The following is a 19,661-nucleotide window of genomic DNA, read 5'->3' as shown; positions in this document are numbered from 1 at the left end:
GCGGCATCCGGCCGTAACCACCCGGTCGGCTGATGCGCGAAATGGGCGAATCGCCACTGTGCGCAACTGTCAACGTCACTGATTGCCGCCGAACGTGGCGGGCCTCGGCATTGGTGCGCAGGTGGACCTTTAGCATAGGTCACGATTCCGAGCACCCCTACCACGTACAACCCTGGAGCAGCACGTGACAGCCCCGAAGCTGGCCCTCACCGAAGGTGACCTGAGCACCACCGCCGCGGACGCAGTCGTCGTGGGCACCCTGCAGGGTGCGGACGGTCTGGAGCTCGCCCCCGGTGCCGAAGCTGTCAGCGCCGCGTTCGACGGCGCGCTGCTCGACGTGCTGGGCACCCTGCGCGCGACCGGCAAGGCCGACGAGCTGGTGAAGGTGCCGACGTTCGGCAAGATCGCCGCCCCGCTCGTGCTGGCCGTCGGGCTCGGCAAGGCCGCCGGCGAGGAGCAGGTGCGCCGCGCGTCCGGTGTCGCCGCCCGTGCGCTGGCCGGCAAGAAGCGCGCGGTGAACACGCTGGCTTCGCTGCACGTCGCGGCCGCCGCCGAGGGCACGCTGCTGGGTGCCTACGCGTTCACCGAGTACAAGTCCGACAAGGGCGAGGGCCCCGTCGCGAAGGTCGACCTGCACGCCGCCGGTTCCAAGGAGAACAAGGCCGCGCTGAAGGCCGCCGTCGCGATCTCCGAGGCCGTCACCATCGCGCGTGACTTCGTGAACACGCCGCCGAACGACCTCTACCCCAGCTCGTTCGCCGACCGCGCCGCCAAGCTCGCCACCGCCGCCGGGCTCGACGTCGAGGTGCTCGACGAGAAGGCGCTGAAGAAGCAGGGCTTCGGCGGCATCCTGGGCGTCGGCGGCGGTTCGTCGCGCCAGCCGCGGCTCGTGCGCATCTCCTACAAGGGCGCCAAGGCGGTCAAGAAGGTCGCGCTCGTCGGCAAGGGCATCACGTTCGACACCGGCGGCATCTCGATCAAGCCGGCCGCGGGCATGGACGAGATGACCTCCGACATGTCCGGCGCCGCCGCGATCGTCGCGACCATGGTGCTCGCCGCGAAGCTCAAGTACCCGCTGGAGATCATCGCGTCGATCCCGATGGCGGAGAACATGCCGTCCGGGGACGCCTACCGCCCCGGCGACGTGCTGACCATGTACGGCGGCAAGACCGTCGAGGTGCTCAACACCGACGCCGAGGGCCGCCTGATCCTGTCCGACGCGATCGTGCGCGCGTGCGAGGACGGTCCCGACTACCTGATCGAGACCGCGACCCTGACCGGCGCGCAGGTCGTGGCCCTGGGCAAGCGCACCGCGGGTGTCATGGGCTCCGACGAGTTCCGCGACCGCGTGGCGGCCATCGGCACCGCGGTCGGCGAGTCGGCGTGGCCGATGCCGCTGCCCGAGGAGCTGCGCGCGGACCTCGACTCCCGGCTCGCCGACCTGGCCAACGTGACCGGGCACCGGTGGGGCGGCATGCTGGCGGCCGGGCTGTTCCTGCGCGAGTTCGTGGCCGAGGGCGTGCAGTGGGCGCACATCGACATCGCGGGCCCGGCGTACCACACCGGTGGCGCGTACGGATACACGCCGAAGGGCGGCACCGGTGTTCCGGTGCGGACCATCGCGGCCGTGCTGGCGGACATCGCGGCCAACGGCTGATTTAGTTTCCTCCACGCGGGCGGAGTTCCTTTCGGGGGCTCCGCCCGTTCCATTTCCGGCAGGTGCTCCTCACCGTTGTCCGGTGCCTCGTCGACCGGCCTTTGCAACGGCTCGTTTGCGAACGAAGTCCAACGAGTCATTGCAATGGCGCAGGTCAGAGCCGTTCCAGGCGCGCCGGAACTGATATATTAGTGCTGGAGGGGTGGTGGCGCGGTTGACTCACGGGGTGACGGACGCTGTTCGGGAATTTTTGAAGGGGGTACGCAAAGGCTCTGTGGTGAGCGGGATCGTGGGGGCGGTGCACGACTTCGGGGTGTTCGTTCATCTCGACGGAGAGCCGGATTCCGAGGATCCGATCGGGTTCGTGCGGATTCCTGAGATCAGCCGGCGGCATTTCGACGAGTTGGGCGAGGTGATCGCCACGGGTGACCGCGTGCGCGGGGAGGTGCTCGACGTCGACGAGCAGCGCGGGCAGGTGTCCGTGTCGCTCAAGGCGGTGCAGCCTGATCCGTTCGTGCCGCTGGCCGGCCGGGCCGGCGAGGTGGTGCGCGGGCCGGTCACGAAGATCTTCGGGGAGCTCGGGGTGTTCGTGCGGGTCGCCGACGGTGCCGAGGCGCTGGTGCCGCGCGCCGAGCTGCGGGGCGAGGTGCGCGAAGGCGACGAGATGGCGGTCGAGATCGCCGAGGTCGACCTGGTCCGGCGGCGGGTGTCGGCCAGCCGGGTGGCCGTGGTGAACAGGTTCCTCACGAGCCTCACCAAGGGGGCGGTCGTGGAGGTGACGGTCGCCTCGATCCACAACTTCGGGGTGTTCGTCCATCTCGGCGGGGAGCCCGGTCCCGGGCCGTCCGGGCTCGTCCGGATTCCTGAGGTCGCCTGGCCGCCGGTGGCGCATCCGAGTGAGGTGCTGTCGGTCGGCCAACGGGTGCGGGCTGTGGTGGTACACGTCGATCACGAGCGGGAGCAGGTGTCGCTGTCGATCGCGCAGGCGCGTGACTCGCGGGGCTAGGACGACGGCTCCGGCGAGAGGAGTATTTCCACATGGGGACGCATCAGTACGAGGTCGACGTCGTCTGGACCGGGAACACCGGGAGCGGGACGTCCGGGTACAAGGCTTATGAACGCGCGCACGAGGTCCGGGTCGAGGGCAAGGAGACGATCCCCGGGTCGTCCGACCCGTCGTTCCGCGGTGACCGGAGCCGGTACAACCCCGAGGAGCTGCTCGTCGCGTCGCTGTCGCAGTGCCACATGCTCTGGTACCTGCACCTGGCCTCGGTCAACGGGGTGGTCGTCACCGACTACCGCGATCACGCGACCGGGACGATGGCCGAGCACCCGGACGGGTCCGGGCGGTTCACCGAGGTGGTCCTCAACCCCGTCGTGACGGTCGCCGATCCGCAGACCCGGGAGACCGCGCAGGCCTTGCACGAGAAGGCGCACTCGATGTGCTTCATCGCGGCGAGCGTCAATTTTCCCGTCCGCCACGAGCCTTCGGTGAAGGCTTAGCGGTCACCCGCGGCCTTTTTGCGCGCGGTGTAGTCGCGCATGCGCTTCGGGTAGCCGACGATGCCGGCGTCGTAGATCGGCATGCCGAGTTTGCGGGCGAACGAACGGGCGGCTTCCGGGGAGGCGACGCGGCGGCGGGTCCACTCGCCGTCGTGAGCGACCAGCACCACAGTGGTTTCGGTCACCGTGGTCCTGGGCTCCACATAGGCCTCGACGCCGTGCCGGCTCGCGGCCCACTGCGCCAGGTGGCTCGTGTCCTGGTTGGAGGCGGTCCGGAGCACGCCGGGACGCGACTTCCTGCGAAAACGATCGAACAGCCCCATCGAGCACCTCCACGGATTCCCGCCACCATGGTGCCAGGTGAGGGCGTCAGGAGTAGGTGAATGATCAGAACAGGGCGTGGTGTCCCATGCCGGATCACCATGCTCCGGCAACTAGTGACAAGATGGCCGCGTACCTCGCGCGCACCCGCGCGTAGTAAGTAATCCCGAGGAGATCCGAAGTGACTTCGCCGGAACTGGATTCGGCCACCAACGCCGACCTCGTGATCCTCGGCGGTGGTTCGGGGGGCTACGCCTGCGCGTTCCGCGCGGCTGAGCTCGGCCTGTCCGTCGTCCTGGTCGAGAAGGACAAGCTGGGTGGCACGTGCCTGCACCGCGGCTGCATCCCGACCAAGGCGCTGCTGCACGCGGCAGAGGTCGCGGACAACGCCCGTGAAGGCGACCAGTTCGGCGTGAAGAGCTCGCTCGAGGGCATCGACATCGCCGGCGTGAACTCGTACAAGGACGGCGTGATCTCGCGGCTCTACAAGGGCCTGCAGGGACTCGCGAAGGCCAACAAGGTCACCCTGGTCGAGGGCGCGGGCACGTTCGTCGGCCCGAACACCGTCGTCGTGAACGGCCAGCGCTACGTCGGCAAGAACGTGGTGCTCGCGACGGGCTCGTACGCCCGCAGCCTGCCCGGCCTGGAGATCGGCGGCCGCGTCATCACCAGCGACCAGGCGCTCAACCTGGACTTCATCCCGGAGAAGGTCGTCGTGCTGGGCGGCGGCGTCATCGGCGTGGAGTTCGCGAGCGTGTGGCGGTCGTTCGGCGCGGACGTGACGATCGTCGAGGCCCTGCCCCGCCTGGTGCCGGCCGAGGACGAGTACGCGTCCAAGCAGCTCGAGCGCGCCTTCCGCAAGCGCGGCATCAAGTTCAAGACCGGGGTGAAGTTCACCGGCGCCACGCAGTCCGACTCCGGTGTGTCCGTCACGCTGGAGAACGGCGACGTCCTCGACGCCGACCTGCTGCTGGTCGCGGTCGGCCGCGGCCCCAACAGCGCGGGTCACGGCTACGAGGAGGCCGGCATCACGATCGACCGCGGGTTCGTCATCACCGACGAGCGCCTGCGCACGAACCTGCCGAACGTCTACGCCGTCGGCGACATCGTGCCGGGCCTGCAGCTCGCGCACCGCGGTTTCCAGCAGGGCATCTTCGTGGCCGAGGAGATCGCCGGCCAGAACCCGAAGGTGATCGACGAGGCGGGCATCCCGCGCGTCACCTACTGCAAGCCCGAGGTCGCCTCCGTCGGTCTCTCCGAGGCCGCCGCGAAGGAGAAGTACGGCTCCGCCGAGGTGTTCGTCTACGACCTCGCGGGCAACGGCAAGAGCCAGATCCTCAAGACCGCCGGTGGCGTGAAGCTGATCAAGGCTCCCGACGGCCCCGTCGTCGGCGTCACCATGGTCGGCGAGCGCGTCGGCGAACTCATCGGTGAGGCCCAGCTGATCTACAGCTGGGAGGCTTACCCGGAGGACGTGGCTCCCCTGATCCACGCCCACCCGACCCAGACTGAAGCCCTCGGCGAGGCCTTCCTCGCCCTGGCCGGCAAGCCGCTGCACGTGCACGGCTGACCGTTCCCCATCCAAGTCAGCCACACGAGAGCACGAGGAGTCAGCGAACAATGGCCTTCTCCGTCCAGATGCCCGCACTCGGTGAGAGCGTCACCGAGGGCACGGTCACCCGGTGGTTGAAGCAGGAAGGCGACCGGGTGGAGGTGGACGAGCCGTTGCTCGAGGTGTCCACCGACAAGGTCGACACCGAGATCCCGTCCCCCGCGGCGGGCGTCCTGCAGAAGATCGTCGCGCAGGAGGACGACACCGTCGAGGTCGGCGGCGAGCTCGCCGTCATCGGTGACGGTGACGCCGCTCCGGCAGCCACGCCCGCCCCCGCCCAGGAGGCGCCCCAGCAGACGCAGCCGACCGCCGCTCCGGCCGAGGCCGTCCAGGAAGCCGCCCCGGCACCGGCTCCGGCCCAGTCCGGTGGTTCGGCCCAGGGCACCGACGTCACGATGCCCGCGCTCGGCGAGTCCGTCACCGAGGGCACCGTCACCCGCTGGCTGAAGCAGGTCGGCGACAGCGTCGAGGTCGACGAGCCGCTGCTGGAGGTCTCGACCGACAAGGTCGACACCGAGATCCCGTCGCCGGTCGCGGGCACGCTGCTCGAGATCAGCGCCGGTGAGGACGAGACCGTCGAGGTCGGCGGCAAGCTCGCCGTCATCGGTTCGGGCAGCCCGGCTCCGGCCGCCGCTCCCGCCCCGGCCCCGGCACCCGCTCCCCAGCAGGCTGCTCCGGCCCCCGCGCCCGCTCCGGCTCCGCAGGCCGCTCCGGCTCCGGCTCCGGCCCCCGCCGCTCCGGCTCCGCAGGCCGCGCCCGCCGCGTCTTCTTCCGACGACGCGAACGGCACGCCGTACGTCACTCCGCTCGTGCGCAAGCTCGCGTCGGAGAACGGCATCGACCTGGGCTCGCTGAAGGGCACCGGCGTCGGCGGACGCATCCGCAAGCAGGACGTGCTGGCCGCGGTCGAGGCCAAGAAGGCCCCGGCTCCCGCGCCCGCCGCCGCTGCTGCTCCGGCTGCCACCGCTCCCGCCGCCCGCACCGCGACCGCCCCGGCGGTCGACAACTCGGGCAAGCGCGGCACCGTGCAGAAGCTCCCGCGCCTGCGTCAGATCGTCGCGCAGCGCACGCGTGAGTCGCTGCAGATGTCGGCCCAGCTCACCCAGGTGTTCGAGGTCGACGTGACCAAGATCGCCCGGCTGCGCAACCAGGCGAAGAAGGCGTTCGAGGCGCGTGAGGGCGCGAAGCTCACGTTCCTGCCGTTCTTCGCCAAGGCCGCCATCGAGGCCCTCAAGGCCCACCCGGTGCTCAACGCGTCGATCGACGAGGAGCGCAAGGAGATCACCTACCACGGTGCCGAGCACCTCGGTCTGGCGATCGACACGGAGCGCGGCCTGCTCAACGCCGTGATCCACAACGCCGGTGACCTGAACCTGTCGGGCATCGCCCACAAGATCGGTGACCTGGCCGCGCGCGCCCGTTCGAACAAGCTCACGCCGGACGAGCTCACCGGTGGCACGTTCTCGCTGACGAACCTGGGCAGCAACGGCGCGCTCTTCGACACCCCGATCATCCAGCAGCCGCAGGTCGGCATCCTGGGCGTCGGCGTCGTCAAGAAGCGTCCGGTCGTCATCACCGACGAGAACGGCGACGACACCATCGCGATCCGCTCGATGATGTACCTCGCGCTCACCTACGACCACCGCCTGGTCGACGGTGCCGACGCGGGCCGCTTCCTCACGACGGTCAAGAACCGTCTGGAGGAGGGCGCGTTCGAGGCCGACCTCGGCCTGTAACCCGCCTGAGCTGCACTGATATCCGATATATTGGATTTCGCCTGAAGGCCACCCCGGTTCACCGGGGTGGCCTTCAGCACATCCAGGGCCCGGTGCGCGACGTGTGGCTGTGCACGAGATGGTTGAGTGCGGAACGATTCAGGCATGCGGGTTGTCATCGCGGGATCGTCGGGCCTGATCGGAACGAGCCTGGTGGCGTCGATGCGCGCCGCCGGTCACGAGGTGCTGCGGCTGGTGCGCCGCAAAGCCGCCGCGCCGGACGAACGCGGGTGGGACCCGTACGCCGGGCGCATCGACGACGGCACGTTCGACGGTGTCGACGCCGTCATCAACCTGTGCGGCGCGGGCATCGGCGACAAGCGGTGGGACGACGCGCGCAAGCAGGTGCTGCACGACAGCCGGATCGTGCCGGCCGAGGTGCTGTCGGCGGCGGTCGTCGAGCACGGCGTGCCGGTGCTGGTGAACGCGTCGGGCGCCCACTTCTACGGCGACACCGGGTCGCGGCTCGCGGACGAGGACGCGCCGGGCGGGTACACGTTCATGTCGCGGCTCACCCAGGATTGGGAGGCGGCGACGTCGGTGGCGCAGAAGGCCGGCGTGCGCGTGGTGCTGATGCGCACCGCCGTCGTCATCTCACCTTCTGGCGGTGTGCTCGGCCGGTTGAAGCCCGTCTTCCAGTTCTTCCTGGGCGGCAAGCTCGGCACCGGCGAGCAGTTCTTCCCGTGGGTGTCGCTCGACGACGTCGTGTCGGCGTATCGGTTCGTCGTCGAGCACGACGACATAAAGGGGCCGGTGAACGTCGCCGGGCCAACCCCGGTGACGAACGCCGAGTTCACCCAGGCGGTCGGGACGGCGCTCAACAGGCCGGCCCCCTGGACGGTGCCGGCGTTCGCGTTGAAGGCGTTGCTCGGTGGCGAGATGGCCGAGGAGCTGCTGCTGAGCGGACCCGGTCTGACGCCGAAGGTGCTGGAGAGCCACGGCTTCCACTTCATGCATCCGGCCCTTCCGGCGGCGTTGAACGCGGCGGTCGCATGACCCGTGCGGTCGCGGCCGTCTTGGTGATCTCGTGGGTGTTGCTGGGAATGCCCGAGGTCACCGGCCTCGACGTGTGGGTGCAGAACGAGCTGCCGCGGCCGGAGTGGCTGCGGGAGGTGGCGTTCGCGGTCAGCCTGGTGCTCGGACCGACGCTCGGGTGGGCGTTCGCGGCGGTGCTGTTCGCGCTGGCGTGGCGACGGCGTGACGTGCGGTTGTGGAAGGCGTTGGTGTTGCACGCGCTGTGTTGCGCGACGGTGCTGACGCGGTGGTTGTTCGACCGGGTGCGACCAGTCGAACACCATCTGCCGAGTTATCCGAGCGGGCACACGGTGGCGGTCGCGTCGGTCGGCTTCACGCTGGTCGTGCTGCTGAAACGCGGCGTGTTGTGGGCGGCGCTCGCGGTGCTCGTGTGCGGGTTCGCCAGGGTCGTCCTGGCGATGCACTGGGTCACCGACGTCATCGGTGCGGTGCTGGGTGTGACGGGCGTTGGGCTCTTGGCCGCACTAGCTCTGGGGTTGGTAACGTCGGGTCGTGAACTCGTGCCGCACCTCGTCAGACCCCGTCGTCGTCCGTGAGCTGGGGCTCATCGACTACATAGCGGCGTGGGACCTCCAGAAGGAGATCGCGGAAGAGCGCGCCAACGGCACCGGCCCGGACACGCTGCTCCTGCTCGAGCACCCGCCCGTCTACACGTGCGGCCGGCGCACCCTCGACGAGGAACGCCCGCGCGGCGGTGACACCCCGGTCATCGACGTCGACCGCGGCGGCAAGATCACCTGGCACGGCCCCGGCCAGCTGGTCGGCTACCCGATCGTCGGACTGACCGAACCGATGGACGTCGTGCAGTACGTACGGCGCATCGAGCAGGGCCTGATCGACGTGTGCGACCGGCTCGGCGTGCACACCGGGCGGGTCGAGGGCCGCAGCGGCGTGTGGCTGCCCGCCGACGACCGCGGCCCCGAGCGCAAGGTCGCCGCGATCGGCATCCGCGTGCAGCGCGGCGTGACCATGCACGGCTTCGAGATCAACTGCAACGCGAGCCTCGACGCGTTCGGCGACATCATCCCGTGCGGCATCAAGGACGCGGGCGTCGCTTCGCTCTCGCACGAGCTCGGCCGGGACGTCACGGTGGCCGAGGTGCTGCCCATGGCCCGTGACTCCGTGCTCGCGGCCCTGGACGGCACGCTCCCCTTGACGGACCGCACTTTGGCCCGAACTGGCCCCGTCGCCCCGGGAATCACCTTCGCTAGCATTCCGTAGCCCCGCGCGGGGATCGCGGGTTCGCGGAGGAGGGTGCGTCGTGAGACTTTCTCGACGCCAGTTGTTCACGGCTGCCGGTGTCACGGCGCTCGCGACATCAGGAACGACACGAAACGCTTCCGCGTCCGGGCCGGTGGCGGTGGCCGCGCCCGTGCGCACGTGGGCCGGGGAGATCCGGGTCGGTGACTGGGAGCAGTTCTACCTCGGCCTCGACGGTGGCGCGCACCAGAAGGCACTCAGTGCGTTGGGGATCTTGCATCGCGACGGTGCCCGTGCCGACGAGCCGGAACTGACGGTGCCGGTCGAGTCCGTGCGACGGGCGGCGCTGGAGTTCGGTGACCACGCGGCAGCCGACGTGTTGCGCGACCGGTTCGCACTCGACTCGCCGTCGATGCTCGGACGCGGGCTCAAGCTGGTGCTCGGCGAGGACGGGCTGGAACGCCGCTACCTCGACGACCCCGGACTGCAGCTGCGATATATCGGATATCGGCGGCGCTTCGCGAACTACGCGATGCCGATGCCAGCGGCTGTTCGCCACGCACTCGCCTGATATCCGATATATCACCCTCGTCGGACTTCGACATCGGCGACACTCCGCGAACTACGCGGCGCCCATGTCGGCGGCCGTTCGCCAAGCAGCCGATATCCGATACGCGATATATCAGCCCAGTTGCGGGGCGACGTCCGCGGCGATCTCGGTGAGGTGGTCGAGGTCGGACAGGTCCAGCATCTGCAGGTAGACGCGCTGGACGCCGGTCGCCTCGCGCCACTGCCCGATGCGCTCGACGACCTCGGCCGGAGTGCCGCAGAGGCCGTTCTGCTTCAGCTCACCGACCTCGCGGCCGATCGCGGCGGCACGGCGGGCGATGTCGGCGTCGGTGCGGCCGACGCACGCGACCAGAGCGACCGAGCGGGTGATCTCGCGGGGGTCGCGGCCGATCTCGGCGCACGCGGCGTCGACGCGGGCGTACTGCTCGACCGCGGCGTCGATGCCGACGAACGGCAGGTTGAACTCGGTGGCGTAGGACGCGGCCAGCGCCGGGGTCCGGCGTGCGCCCATGCCTCCGATCAGCACCGGGATGCGGTCCTGGGCCGGCTTCGGCAGCGCCGGGGAGTCCGTCAGCGTGTAGTGCTTGCCCTCGAACGAGAACGTGCCGCCGAGAGGTGTCTCCCAGAGTCCCGTGATGACGGCGAGCTGCTCCTCGTACCGCTCGAAGCGGACGCTGAGCGGCGGGAACTCGATGCCGTACGCGGTGTGCTCGGCCTCGTACCAGCCGGCGCCGATGCCGAACTCCACCCGGCCGCCGGACATCTGGTCGACCTGGGCGACGCTGATGGCGAGCGGTCCCGGGTAGCGGAACGTCGCGGCTGTCATCAGCGTGCCAAGGCGGATCGTGCTGGTGTCGCGGGCGAGGCCGGCGAAGGTGATCCACGGGTCCGTCGGGCCGGGCAGACCGTCGACCGATCCCATCTTGAGGTAGTGGTCGGAGCGGAAGAAGGCGCCGTACCCGGCGTCCTCCGCGGTCCTGGCCACCCGGAGCAGGTCGTCGTAGGTCGCCCCCTGCTGGGGCTCGGTGAAGATTCGCAGTTCCACGAAAAGCAATCTACTCAACGGAAAACCGCGGCGCGGGAGTGGCGGCGCCTTCAGCGGTGAACACCCCGCGCGCGACGAGATGCGGATGCGAGGCCGCTTCCGCCAAGGTCAGCACGGGTGTCACGCACGCATCGGACGACGCGAACACCTCCGACCACTCGTCGCGGGTCCTGGTCAGGAACACCTCGGCGAACGTCTTGCGCAGCAACGGCCAGCCGTCACGGTCCATTTGAGACGGAAGCTCGTCCGCGGACAGCCCCAAACCGGACAACAACAACGCGTAGAACTGCGGTTCCAACGACCCCACGGCAACGGAACGACCGTCAGCGCACTCGTAGAGCGCGTAGAACGGGCATCCGCCGTCCAGCAGGTTCGAGTCCGGCGCGTCCTCCCACACCGACTGCGCCTTCATCGACCAGATCATCTGCGCCAGGGACGCCACACCGTCGACGATCGCCGCGTCGACCACCTGTCCTCGCCCGGTGCGCCGGCGTTCCCACAACGCGGCCAGCACGCCCAGCACCAGGTACAGCGAACCACCGCCGAAGTCGCCGACCAGGTTCAGCGGCGGCTTGCCGATCGCGTGCAGCACCCCCGTCAGCGCCAGGTAGTTGATGTCGTGCCCGGCCCGGTCGGCCAGCGGACCGGTCTGGCCCCACCCGGTCATCCGCGCGTAGACCAGCCCGGGGTTGACCGCGAGGCAGTCGGACGGCCCGAGCCCCAGCCGTTCCAGCACACCGGGGCGGAAGCCTTCGATCACCACGTCGGCGGCGGAGATCAGCGACAGCACCGAAGCGCGCCCGGCAGCGGACTTCAGGTCCGCCGACACCGAACGCCTGCCGCGCAACAGGAAGTCGCGGGAGGCGTCCGGCACCACGGACAGCCCGCCGGACGGACGCTCGACGCGCACGACCTCCGCGCCGAGGTCCGCGAGCAGCATCGCGCCGTGCGGACCGGGACCGATGCCGCCGAACTCGACGACCTTCAAGCCCTCCAGCGGAGCCATCAGGCTTCGAAGGAGAGGCGCGGGCTGAAGATCGCGCCGTGCGACTCGGCCAGGCCGCGCATCGCCTTGGCGTGGGCGCCGAAGTCCGGGTGTGCGAGAGCTGCGCGCAACGCGTCCGCGCTCTCCCACAACGCGATGTTCACGTACGAGGCCGGGTCGTCCAGCTGGCGTGAGAGCGTGTACTTGATCAGGCCCGGTTGCGCGCGCAGGAACGCCGCCGTCTCGTCGAAGGCCTTCTCGAACTCCTCGGGGTCACCGGTGAGCGTGAAGCGGTTGACGAAGGTGATCATGGCCCCTCCAGAAGCGGTGTCAGCTGGAGAGAACCATGCACACCGCGTCTTGAGACGTGCTCAAGGAACGCCCGCCAAGCTCGCAACCATGCGCATCATCGATCTGTCTTCCCACATTGACGCATCCGTGTACGAAGCGGACCCGGTGACGCACGAGGTGCTCACGGCCGCCCAGGGTGCCGAACACATGGCCGAGCAGCTCAAGAAACGGCTGGGCATCGAGTTCGACGTGTCCGTGCTGCGGGACTCGGAGTTCCTGACGCTGGACCGGATCAGCCTCACCTCCCACACCGGCACGCACGTCGACGCGCCGTCCCACTACGGCTCGAAGACCACGTACGGCAACGGAATCCCGCGCCACATCGACGAGATGCCGCTGGAGTGGTTCCACAACCCCGGCGTGAAGCTCGACGTCCGCGGCCACGGCACCGGCGTCATCGGTCCCGAGGTGCTGGAGAAGGAGTTCGCCCGCATCGGGTACACGCCGAAGCCGATGGACATCGTCATCCTCGACACCGGCGCCGCGCAGCACGCCGGCACCCAGACCTACTTCACCGACTACACCGGACTCGACGGCCCGGCCACGAACCTGTTGCTGGACCTGGGGGTCAAGGTGATCGCCACCGACGCGTTCAGCCTCGACGCGCCGTTCCCGGACATCGTCAAGCGCTACCTGGCGACCGGGGACCAGAGCGTGCTGTGGCCCGCGCACTTCGCCGGCCGCGACCGCGAGTACTGCCAGATCGAGCGCCTGAGCAACCTGGAGGCGTTGCCGGACTTCGGGTTCACCGTCGTCGCGTTCCCGGTCAAGATCAAGGGCGCGGGTGCGGGTTGGACCAGGGCCGTCGCGCTCCTGGACGACTAGCGTTCAAGTGAGAGCTGAATCACCGAACCTACCGTGAAAAGCATGGACAGCAACGAAACATCGCCACCCGAGAACGAGGACCACATCATTCGCGGTATCGACTAGAAATCCGCCAAGGGCCGCCCTCACCGCGAGGGCGGCCCTTTATACGCGCTACACCAACCGCGAACGAGCAGCCTCGACGGAGTCCGACGCGTCCAGCAACGGCAGCACCTGGGAAGCACCGTGCCGCACGGCCTTGGTGCGGCGCGCGAACGACGTCAGCGTCTGCCCCGGCCCCGCCTCCACCAGCAGCACGTCGTACATCGCCAGCAGGTCGTTCAGCGCCGGTCCGAAGTAGACGGCGTCGGTCAGCTGCCGCGTCCAGAACCGCGGGGACAACGCGTCGTGCTCGGTCATCAACGTGCCCGTGTAGCCCGAGTACACCGGGATCCGGGGCGCGCGCGGCGAGACGTTCCACGCCGCCAGCGCCTCGTCCACGGCGGGCTGCATCGCCGGGCTGTGGAACGGCGTGGTGGCGGGCACGGTCACCACGACGAACTCGTCCGCCTCCAACCGGGTGCGCACCGCCGCCAGCGGCTCGTCCGGGCCGGCCAGCATCGTCTGCCGGGCGGAGTTCACCGCCGCGATCGCCACGTCGCCGGTCAGATAGGGCATCAGCTCGGCCTCGGACGCCGCCACCGCCAGCATCCCGCCGGACGGGATCGACACGGCCGACACGACCCGGTCCCGCACCAGGGACACCGCGTCCCGCAACGAGAAGACACCCGCTAGGGTCGCCGCGACGACCTCACCGGCCGAGTGCCCGATCAACGCGACGGGCTCGACGCCCCACGACAGAACCATGCGCCCCAACGCGTAGTCGACGGCGAACAGCAACGGCTGCGCGCGCGACACGTGATCGATGTCCGCCCCGGCCAGCCAGTCCTCGCAGGCGACGGAACCGACCTCGCCGAACAGCTCGAACACCTCGTCCACCACCGAGGTGAACACGGGCTCCACGCCGTACAGGGACGCCGCCATCCGCGGGTACTGCGACCCCTGTCCGGGAAACATGAGTGCCACATCCACAAGAAGCCTCCAGAAAAGCGACAGGGGCCGCGAGGAACGACCTCACGACCCCTGTGCGGGTGACATCACCGGTACTCGCGAACCACCATGGCGGAGTTGAACCCGCCCTTGCCGCGCCCGAGCACCAGGGCGGCCTTCACCTTGCCGTGCCGCGCCTCGTTCATCACGAGGTCGATCTCGTACTCCGGCACGGGGTTCTCGACGTTGACGGTCGGCGGGATCGCGCTCCAGTAGATGGAGAGGATCGCCGACGCCACGTCCAGCGACCCACCGCCGGCGAACAGGCGGCCGGTCATGGTCTTCGGCGCCGTGACCGGCACGCCGAACGGCCCGAAGATGCCCTTGATCGCCTCGGCCTCGGCCTTGTCGAGCTCGGGAATCCCCGCCGCGTCGGCGAAGACGACGTCGATCTCCGAGGCGTCCATGCCGGCGTCGCGCAACGCGAGCTCCGCCGCCCGCTTCAGCCCCGGCTCCCGCGAGGGCATCCGCGAGTCGAACGTCGAGGCGTACCCGACGATCTCACCGTAGATCCGGGTGCCAGGACGCCCGGCCGCCGACTCCGGCGTCTCGAGCACCATGATCGCGCCGCCCTCTCCCGCGACGTACCCGGAGGCGTCGCGGTCGAACGGCAGGTAGGCGCGCTTCGGGTTGTTGCTGCGGGACAGGCAACCCGAGGCCTGGTGCGCCACCCAGGCCCACGGGCACAGCGACGAGTCCATGCCACCGGTCAACGCCAGCTGGACACCCTTGCGCAGCTGGCGCCGGGCGTGCCCGATGGAGTCGATGCCACCGGCCTGCTCGGACACGACGACCGCGCCGGGACCGCGCGTGCCGTGGCGGATGGAGATCTGGCCCGTGTTGACCGCGTAGAACCACGCGAACGACTGGTACGCCGAGACGTACTCGGGGCCCTGGTGCCACAGCTTCTGCAGCTCCCGCTGGCCGAACTCGTACCCGCCCGCCGTCGCCGCGGTGATCACCGCGATGTCGGTGTCCGGGATGTCGTTGGGCTGCACGCCCGCGCCGCGCAACGCCCAGTCCGTGCCCACCAGCGTCAACCGCGTCATGTGGTCCGTCTGCGGCAGCAGCCGGCCCTGCAGGTGCCGGCCCGCCTCGAAGCCCGGCACCTCACCGGCGATCTTCGCCCAGTAGTTGGCGCTGTCGAACCGGGTGATCGGCTTGATCGCCGCTTCCCCGTGCAGGGTCGCCCGCCAGTACGCGGTCGGCCCCAGCCCGTTCGGCGACGCGATGCCGATTCCCGTCACCACCGCCCGAGTCACCGGCCTGCCCCTTCCACCTTCTTGAGCACCATGGCGCTCTGGAATCCACCGAAACCGCTGCCGACGGTCAGCACCGTGTTGACCTTCTTCTCGCGCGCGACCAGCGGTGTGTAGTCGAGGTCGCACTCGGGGTCCGGCTCGTGCAGGTTGGCCGTCGGCGGGATGAGGTCCTGCTCGAACGCCAGCAGCGAGCCGACGATCTCCAGGGACCCGATCGCGCCGAGCGAGTGCCCGATCATGGACTTGAAGCCCGACACCGGCACCTTGTAGGCGTGCGCACCGAGCGAGCGCTTGAACGCCGCCGTCTCGTGCAGGTCGTTCTGCTTGGTGCCGGAGCCGTGCGCGTTGATGTAGCCGACGTCCGTGACGTCCGCCCGCGCCTGCTTGAGCGCGATGTTGATGGCGTCGGACATCTCGATGCCCTCGGGGTGCAGGCCCGTCATGTGGTAGGCGTTGCACCGCGAGGCGAAGCCGGCGACCTCGCCGTAGATGTGCGCACCGCGGGCGCGGGCGTGCTCCAGCTCCTCCAGCACGATGATCGCGCAGCCCTCGCCCAGGACCAGTCCGTCGCGCGTCTTGTCGAACGGGCGGCAGGCGGTGGCCGGGTCGTCGTTGCGGGTGCTGGACGCGCGGATGACGTCGAAGCACACCACGGTGATCGGGGAGAGCGGAGCCTCGGTGCCGCCGGTGACGACGACGTCCGCGGAACCCTCCATGATCAGCTCGGCGGCGTAGCCCACCGAGTCCAGGCCGGACGTGCAACCGGTGGAGACGACCGAGACCGGACCCTCGGCGCCCACGACCCACGCCAGCTCCGTCGCCATCGAGGACGGCGTGAAGTAGTCGTAGAGGTGCGGCACCGCGTAGGACTGGTCGACCTCCCAGTACTTGCCCCGGTCGGAACCGACGATGAACTCGCGCTCCAGCGAGGTCGTGCAGCCGACCGCGGTGCCGAGCGAGACACCGATGCGGCCGGGGTCGAGCTGGTCGAACTCGATGCCCGAGTCGGCCATCGCCTCGCGGCCCGCGACGACCGCGAACTGCGCGGCGCGGTCGAGCCTGCGGATCTCCTGCGGCGTCAGGCCTTCGCGCACGGGGTCGAAGTCTGCTTCACCCGCCATGCGGGAGCGGTACGGAGACGCGTCGAAGTGCGTGATGATGCGAGTCGCCGTACGCCCTTCGGACAGCAGTTTCCAATACGCCTTCGTTCCGATGCCACCAGGTGCGACCACGCCCACCCCGGTGATGACGGCGCGACGACTCATCGGACACCTCCAATCGCCTTCTGTGCGGACACGGTCTGCTCCAATCTCGGACAGGGCACGGGAGCGACACCTGTCTCTGCCGAATGAACCGATGGTGAGACGGCCCGATCGAGGCCACCTCGAACGACGGCGTAGGACCCCTGTACGAGTCCGGCCCCCGCATCGGCCGCGAACAGCTGTTTCGCCGCCGAGCCGCCGTCGTCACAACCGAACCCCAGGGGCACACCGGTGTCCGCGACGGCGGCGACGATCTCGCCCACCTGGTCGGGCCACAACGCGCCCGCGGTGTCGTGCAGGATCACGGTTTCCGCCCCGGCCTCCGCGGCTGTCAGCACGACCTCCAACGCGTGGTCGGGGTCGATCAGCCAGCTGTCGAAGAAATCCCGCGCCTCGACGATCACTCGCCGTTCGGCGCGCACGAGTTGACGCACGGCTTCGCGGAGGACCGAGAAGCCGTGCCCTTGCACAACCATTGCCACCGCGGGGGTTTCCGCCGCGAGCAGTGCGGTGAGGTCCTCCGCACCACCGGAAGCGATGAGAGTAGCGGTCCGCAACGAGAGCTCGATCGCGGCGCGGCGGTAGAACGACCGGCCTGGCCGGCCTCCGTCGACGAACGCGACTCCGAGCGCGTCGAGCCGCCGCACCGCGACCAGTCTGTCCGAGATGGACAGACCGGTGCGACGCAGCGAGATGTCGTAGAGCCGCATCCAGAACCCCTCGCGCTCTGATCAGAACCCCGACAGCAGTACGCGAGAAGCCTCGATCTCGTAGGCGCAGTGGCCCACTTCGGACGGGCAGCCCCTGCGCTGGTGCTCGACCGCGGCCTTCTCCAGGTACATGGAGACCACGTACAGGCCGTTGCGGCCCGCGGCACGGGCCGCGGCGGTCAACAGGTCCACACCGTCCAAGGCCATCGCCACCACCCCGAATCAGGTTCAGCCGTTCTCCGCGAACTCCTTGGCGTGCCGCAGCGTCGTGAGGCTGTTCGTGCCCAGCGCGTGGCGGATCAGCTCCCTGGCGCGCTCGACCGTCCCGTCCGGACCGAGCACCTCCGTGACGACCTCCGGGCGGATGACCACGGTGTGGTGCGAGGTCGCCACGACCCCTGCCTCGATGCCGTCACCGATGTCCCTGAGCGTCCACCGGCCGACGTGCGCGGCCATGATCGGCGGCGTCCTGGTCTGCTTGTAGACGATCGTGTCGTGCGGGGTGCACACGCGCACGGAGTGCGTCGTGTGGATCGAGCCGTCCGGGCTGCGCGTGTCCATCTCCATGGACTGCACCCCGGTGACGGCCTCGGTGAGGTCGAGCCGGGCGACGTGGGGCAGCCGCTGCGGCCACAGGTCGGACCGGTACAGGAACTCGTAGACGTCCTTGCGCGTCGCGTGGATCGTGATGCTGTCGGAGAACGACAACACCATCCGGTCGTAGTCGTCGCCGAGCTCGGCAGCGCGCTTGAGCGCCGCGAGCTCGGCGTCGCTGTTGTTGTTCACCGCCCTCAGGACGAGGTCGACCGCCTCCGGCTGCGCGGTGGTGAAGTGGTGCAGGAGGTCGACGCGCGTCGCCGAGTCGGCGATCGGCACGATGCGCCACTCCCCTCCCATCGACTTCACCGGCGCCGCCGAACGCTCCTGCTCGAACTTGACGTGCAGGTTCGCCGAGTCCAGCTCACGGCGAGACGTCCACGTGCGCACGTCACCGTTGGCGAAGGCGTGCAGCCGCAGCCGCTCGGTCGACCCGTCGGTCTCGAACACCTCGGCGTGCACCGTGGGCCCGAAGGTGTACGGCCAGCGCGTCACGTCCGCGATCAGGTCGTACACCACCTTGGCGGGGGCACCGATCATGACCGTGTGCGTGGTGGTGTGCGTCATGTCCCCGTGTCTCCGTTCTCGGCTCGCCGGCGGTCAGGCCGCGAGGTCGCCGTTGACCTTGGCCAGCAGTTCGCGCGGGGTCTCGATGTCCGCGAGTTCGTCGTCGCCGACACCGACGCCGTACCGGCGCTTGATCAGCGCCACCGTCTCCAGCAGGGCCAGCGAGTCGAAGCCCAGCTCGAGGAACGGAGTGTCGAGAATGTCCTGGCCGGCCTTGAACGAGTCGTCCTCGCCGGCGGCCTCGTTGAGAATCTCCTTGAGACCCTCGATGGTCAGTGCGCTCACGGCTTCTTCCTTTCCTCACCTGGGCGTTTCCGCGCGCCCACAAAGCGAGGTTGGCAGGGCGCACTGGTAGTCCGGTGGAGGTTTCCTCGAACAAACCCTTGGCGTACAACGAAAAACGGCCCCCGCCACAGTGTGGCGGGGGCCGCTGGAGCTCGGGTCAGGCCAGGAGTCCTTGCAGCTGGCGGGCTTCCGCGCGGTCCAGCCGCGGGTCCGAGGTGACGATCGCGTGCTGCAGCTGCTGCAGTCGTGCCGACGGCTCGACGCCGAGCTCGTCGACGAGCGTGCGCCGCAACGCCCTGAACGCGTCCAACGCCTGCCACTGCCGCCCCGCGCGGAACAGCGAGATCATGTACTGCGCACAGAGGTGCTCGTTCATCGGGTGCTGCACGGTCAGCACGGCCAGCTCGCTCAGCAGCGACTTGTGCTTGCCCATCCGCATCTCCGCCTCGATGCGCGTCTCCAGCACGCCGAGCCGTGCCTCCTCCAGGCGCACGACCTCGATGCCCAGCGGCATGCCCGGCCGGACGTCGACGACGGCGGGTCCGCGCCACATCTCCAGCGCCGAGCGCAACAGCCGGGACGCGGCCGCGTGGTCGTCGGCGTCGAAGGCGTGCTGGCCGGCGCGGGCGAGGCGCTCGAACTCGTGCACGTCGACGGCCTCCTCCGGCACGTCGAGCAGGTAGCCGCCGTAACGGGTGACGAGCACCTCCTTGGCGCCGCTCTCGCCCGACGCGGCCAGCGCGTCACCGATCAGCCTGCGCAGCTGCAGGATGTAGGTCTGCAACGTGGTGCGCGCGCTGCGCGGCGGGCGGTCGTCCCACAGCTCCTCGATCAGGGTCGGCACGGACACCACCGAGCCGGAGTGCAGGGCGAGCAGCGCCAGGATCTGCCTCGGCTTGGCCGCCGTCGGCGTCACCGAGCGACCGTTCACCTTGGCCTCGACCGGCCCCAGGACCTTGATCTGCATCGCCGTCCCTCCTTCTGCTCGAACCATTGGATCAGTGTGGTCC

The 19,661-nt window shown here is 69.5% G+C and carries 22 protein-coding genes; 10 read left to right on the top strand and 12 right to left on the bottom strand.

What is annotated here, in order from left to right; all coding sequences use genetic code 11:
- Nucleotides 1–184: 184 nt before the first annotated feature.
- From ABZV40_RS21110 to ABZV40_RS21100, 3 genes are all read left to right on the top strand, one after another.
- Nucleotides 185–1,657, top strand: a complete 1,473-nt coding sequence (locus ABZV40_RS21110) for a leucyl aminopeptidase (RefSeq protein ID WP_355443881.1) — start codon at nt 185–187, stop codon at nt 1,655–1,657.
- A gap of 202 nt (nt 1,658–1,859) precedes the next feature.
- A complete protein-coding gene (locus ABZV40_RS21105) occupies nt 1,860–2,663 on the top strand; it encodes a S1 RNA-binding domain-containing protein (protein WP_355443878.1) in 804 nt (267 codons plus the stop codon).
- 32 nt (nt 2,664–2,695) lie between these two features.
- Nucleotides 2,696–3,160: an OsmC family protein gene (locus tag ABZV40_RS21100; protein WP_355443875.1), complete on the top strand. Its 465-nt coding sequence runs from the start codon at nt 2,696–2,698 to the stop codon at nt 3,158–3,160.
- On the opposite strand, the gene ABZV40_RS21095 is transcribed toward ABZV40_RS21100, so the two are convergent.
- Entirely contained in the window at nt 3,157–3,483 is a 327-nt protein-coding gene (locus ABZV40_RS21095) for an oxidoreductase (RefSeq protein WP_355443873.1), read from the bottom strand. The genes ABZV40_RS21100 and ABZV40_RS21095 overlap by 4 nt on opposite strands.
- A 179-nt stretch (nt 3,484–3,662) precedes the next feature.
- On the opposite strand from ABZV40_RS21095, the gene lpdA reads away from it, so the two are divergent.
- From lpdA to ABZV40_RS21065, 6 genes are all read left to right on the top strand, one after another.
- Nucleotides 3,663–5,051, top strand: coding sequence for a dihydrolipoyl dehydrogenase (gene lpdA, locus ABZV40_RS21090; protein ID WP_355443870.1), 1,389 nt, complete (start codon nt 3,663–3,665; stop codon nt 5,049–5,051).
- A gap of 50 nt (nt 5,052–5,101) precedes the next feature.
- Entirely contained in the window at nt 5,102–6,829 is a 1,728-nt protein-coding gene (gene sucB, locus ABZV40_RS21085; RefSeq protein ID WP_355443867.1) for a 2-oxoglutarate dehydrogenase, E2 component, dihydrolipoamide succinyltransferase, read from the top strand.
- 144 nt (nt 6,830–6,973) lie between these two features.
- Nucleotides 6,974–7,864: a TIGR01777 family oxidoreductase gene (locus tag ABZV40_RS21080; RefSeq protein WP_355443864.1), complete on the top strand. Its 891-nt coding sequence runs from the start codon at nt 6,974–6,976 to the stop codon at nt 7,862–7,864.
- Nucleotides 7,861–8,439 (top strand): phosphatidic acid phosphatase, encoded by a 579-nt coding sequence (locus ABZV40_RS21075; RefSeq protein ID WP_355443861.1) that lies wholly within the window; start codon nt 7,861–7,863, stop codon nt 8,437–8,439. The genes ABZV40_RS21080 and ABZV40_RS21075 overlap by 4 nt, the downstream gene beginning before the upstream one ends.
- Nucleotides 8,396–9,124, top strand: a complete 729-nt coding sequence (gene lipB, locus ABZV40_RS21070; protein ID WP_355443858.1) for a lipoyl(octanoyl) transferase LipB — start codon at nt 8,396–8,398, stop codon at nt 9,122–9,124. Before ABZV40_RS21075 ends, lipB begins: the two co-directional genes overlap by 44 nt.
- Before the next feature lie 40 nt (nt 9,125–9,164).
- The gene (locus ABZV40_RS21065) at nt 9,165–9,674 is read left to right on the top strand and encodes a hypothetical protein (RefSeq protein ID WP_355443855.1); all 510 of its coding nucleotides are present in this window, start codon (nt 9,165–9,167) and stop codon (nt 9,672–9,674) included.
- A 111-nt stretch (nt 9,675–9,785) separates the two neighbouring features.
- On the opposite strand, the gene ABZV40_RS21060 is transcribed toward ABZV40_RS21065, so the two are convergent.
- The 3 genes from ABZV40_RS21060 to ABZV40_RS21050 are packed head-to-tail and all read right to left on the bottom strand — an operon-like array spanning nt 9,786 to nt 12,014.
- Nucleotides 9,786–10,718 carry an LLM class F420-dependent oxidoreductase gene (locus ABZV40_RS21060; RefSeq protein ID WP_355443852.1) on the bottom strand — a complete coding sequence of 311 codons (933 nt, stop codon included), beginning with the start codon at nt 10,716–10,718 and terminating at the stop codon, nt 9,786–9,788.
- Between the two features lie 10 nt (nt 10,719–10,728).
- Nucleotides 10,729–11,727 (bottom strand): CaiB/BaiF CoA-transferase family protein, encoded by a 999-nt coding sequence (locus ABZV40_RS21055; protein WP_355444200.1) that lies wholly within the window; start codon nt 11,725–11,727, stop codon nt 10,729–10,731.
- Complete coding sequence (locus ABZV40_RS21050; protein WP_355443849.1) at nt 11,724–12,014, bottom strand: antibiotic biosynthesis monooxygenase family protein; 291 nt, start codon at nt 12,012–12,014, stop codon at nt 11,724–11,726. Before ABZV40_RS21050 ends, ABZV40_RS21055 begins: the two co-directional genes overlap by 4 nt.
- A gap of 88 nt (nt 12,015–12,102) precedes the next feature.
- On the opposite strand from ABZV40_RS21050, the gene ABZV40_RS21045 reads away from it, so the two are divergent.
- Nucleotides 12,103–12,879 carry a cyclase family protein gene (locus ABZV40_RS21045; RefSeq protein WP_355443846.1) on the top strand — a complete coding sequence of 259 codons (777 nt, stop codon included), beginning with the start codon at nt 12,103–12,105 and terminating at the stop codon, nt 12,877–12,879.
- 153 nt (nt 12,880–13,032) lie between these two features.
- Here ABZV40_RS21045 and ABZV40_RS21040 read toward each other — a convergent pair whose 3' ends face one another.
- The 8 genes from ABZV40_RS21040 to ABZV40_RS21005 all read right to left on the bottom strand — a co-directional run bounded on the left by ABZV40_RS21040 (nt 13,033) and on the right by ABZV40_RS21005 (nt 19,618).
- Nucleotides 13,033–13,935 carry an acyltransferase domain-containing protein gene (locus ABZV40_RS21040; protein ID WP_355443843.1) on the bottom strand — a complete coding sequence of 301 codons (903 nt, stop codon included), beginning with the start codon at nt 13,933–13,935 and terminating at the stop codon, nt 13,033–13,035.
- An 80-nt stretch (nt 13,936–14,015) separates the two neighbouring features.
- The gene (locus ABZV40_RS21035) at nt 14,016–15,230 is read right to left on the bottom strand and encodes a ketosynthase chain-length factor (RefSeq protein ID WP_355443840.1); all 1,215 of its coding nucleotides are present in this window, start codon (nt 15,228–15,230) and stop codon (nt 14,016–14,018) included.
- Nucleotides 15,227–16,495 (bottom strand): beta-ketoacyl-[acyl-carrier-protein] synthase family protein, encoded by a 1,269-nt coding sequence (locus ABZV40_RS21030; protein WP_355443837.1) that lies wholly within the window; start codon nt 16,493–16,495, stop codon nt 15,227–15,229. The genes ABZV40_RS21035 and ABZV40_RS21030 overlap by 4 nt, the downstream gene beginning before the upstream one ends.
- A complete protein-coding gene (locus ABZV40_RS21025; protein ID WP_355443834.1) occupies nt 16,492–17,202 on the bottom strand; it encodes a hypothetical protein in 711 nt (236 codons plus the stop codon). Before ABZV40_RS21025 ends, ABZV40_RS21030 begins: the two co-directional genes overlap by 4 nt.
- A gap of 21 nt (nt 17,203–17,223) precedes the next feature.
- Nucleotides 17,224–17,409 carry a hypothetical protein gene (locus ABZV40_RS21020; RefSeq protein WP_355443831.1) on the bottom strand — a complete coding sequence of 62 codons (186 nt, stop codon included), beginning with the start codon at nt 17,407–17,409 and terminating at the stop codon, nt 17,224–17,226.
- Between the two features lie 21 nt (nt 17,410–17,430).
- Entirely contained in the window at nt 17,431–18,366 is a 936-nt protein-coding gene (locus ABZV40_RS21015) for an aromatase/cyclase (RefSeq protein WP_355443828.1), read from the bottom strand.
- Between the two features lie 33 nt (nt 18,367–18,399).
- On the bottom strand, nt 18,400–18,651 hold the full coding sequence (locus tag ABZV40_RS21010; RefSeq protein ID WP_030465059.1) for an acyl carrier protein: 252 nt from the start codon (nt 18,649–18,651) through the stop codon (nt 18,400–18,402).
- 157 nt (nt 18,652–18,808) lie between these two features.
- The gene (locus ABZV40_RS21005; protein ID WP_355443825.1) at nt 18,809–19,618 is read right to left on the bottom strand and encodes an AfsR/SARP family transcriptional regulator; all 810 of its coding nucleotides are present in this window, start codon (nt 19,616–19,618) and stop codon (nt 18,809–18,811) included.
- Nucleotides 19,619–19,661 lie beyond the last annotated feature (43 nt).

It is taken from the genome of Lentzea sp. NPDC004782, assembly GCF_040609115.1.
Lineage (GTDB): Bacteria > Actinomycetota > Actinomycetes > Mycobacteriales > Pseudonocardiaceae > Lentzea.
Note: the sequence above shows the minus strand (reverse complement) of the source record. Positions and strands in the feature narration are given on the sequence as shown.

Coding starts and splice junctions, on each gene's coding strand:
- ABZV40_RS21015 (WP_355443828.1), bottom strand. CDS start 18,366: ATGACGCACACCACCACGCACACGGTCATGATCGGTGCCCCCGCCAAG.
- ABZV40_RS21005 (WP_355443825.1), bottom strand. CDS start 19,618: ATGCAGATCAAGGTCCTGGGGCCGGTCGAGGCCAAGGTGAACGGTCGC.
- ABZV40_RS21075 (WP_355443861.1), top strand. CDS start 7,861: ATGACCCGTGCGGTCGCGGCCGTCTTGGTGATCTCGTGGGTGTTGCTG.
- ABZV40_RS21030 (WP_355443837.1), bottom strand. CDS start 16,495: ATGAGTCGTCGCGCCGTCATCACCGGGGTGGGCGTGGTCGCACCTGGT.
- ABZV40_RS21050 (WP_355443849.1), bottom strand. CDS start 12,014: ATGATCACCTTCGTCAACCGCTTCACGCTCACCGGTGACCCCGAGGAG.
- ABZV40_RS21045 (WP_355443846.1), top strand. CDS start 12,103: ATGCGCATCATCGATCTGTCTTCCCACATTGACGCATCCGTGTACGAA.
- ABZV40_RS21025 (WP_355443834.1), bottom strand. CDS start 17,202: ATGCGGCTCTACGACATCTCGCTGCGTCGCACCGGTCTGTCCATCTCG.
- ABZV40_RS21020 (WP_355443831.1), bottom strand. CDS start 17,409: ATGGCCTTGGACGGTGTGGACCTGTTGACCGCCGCGGCCCGTGCCGCG.
- sucB (WP_355443867.1), top strand. CDS start 5,102: ATGGCCTTCTCCGTCCAGATGCCCGCACTCGGTGAGAGCGTCACCGAG.
- ABZV40_RS21040 (WP_355443843.1), bottom strand. CDS start 13,935: ATGTTTCCCGGACAGGGGTCGCAGTACCCGCGGATGGCGGCGTCCCTG.
- ABZV40_RS21080 (WP_355443864.1), top strand. CDS start 6,974: ATGCGGGTTGTCATCGCGGGATCGTCGGGCCTGATCGGAACGAGCCTG.
- ABZV40_RS21100 (WP_355443875.1), top strand. CDS start 2,696: ATGGGGACGCATCAGTACGAGGTCGACGTCGTCTGGACCGGGAACACC.
- ABZV40_RS21095 (WP_355443873.1), bottom strand. CDS start 3,483: ATGGGGCTGTTCGATCGTTTTCGCAGGAAGTCGCGTCCCGGCGTGCTC.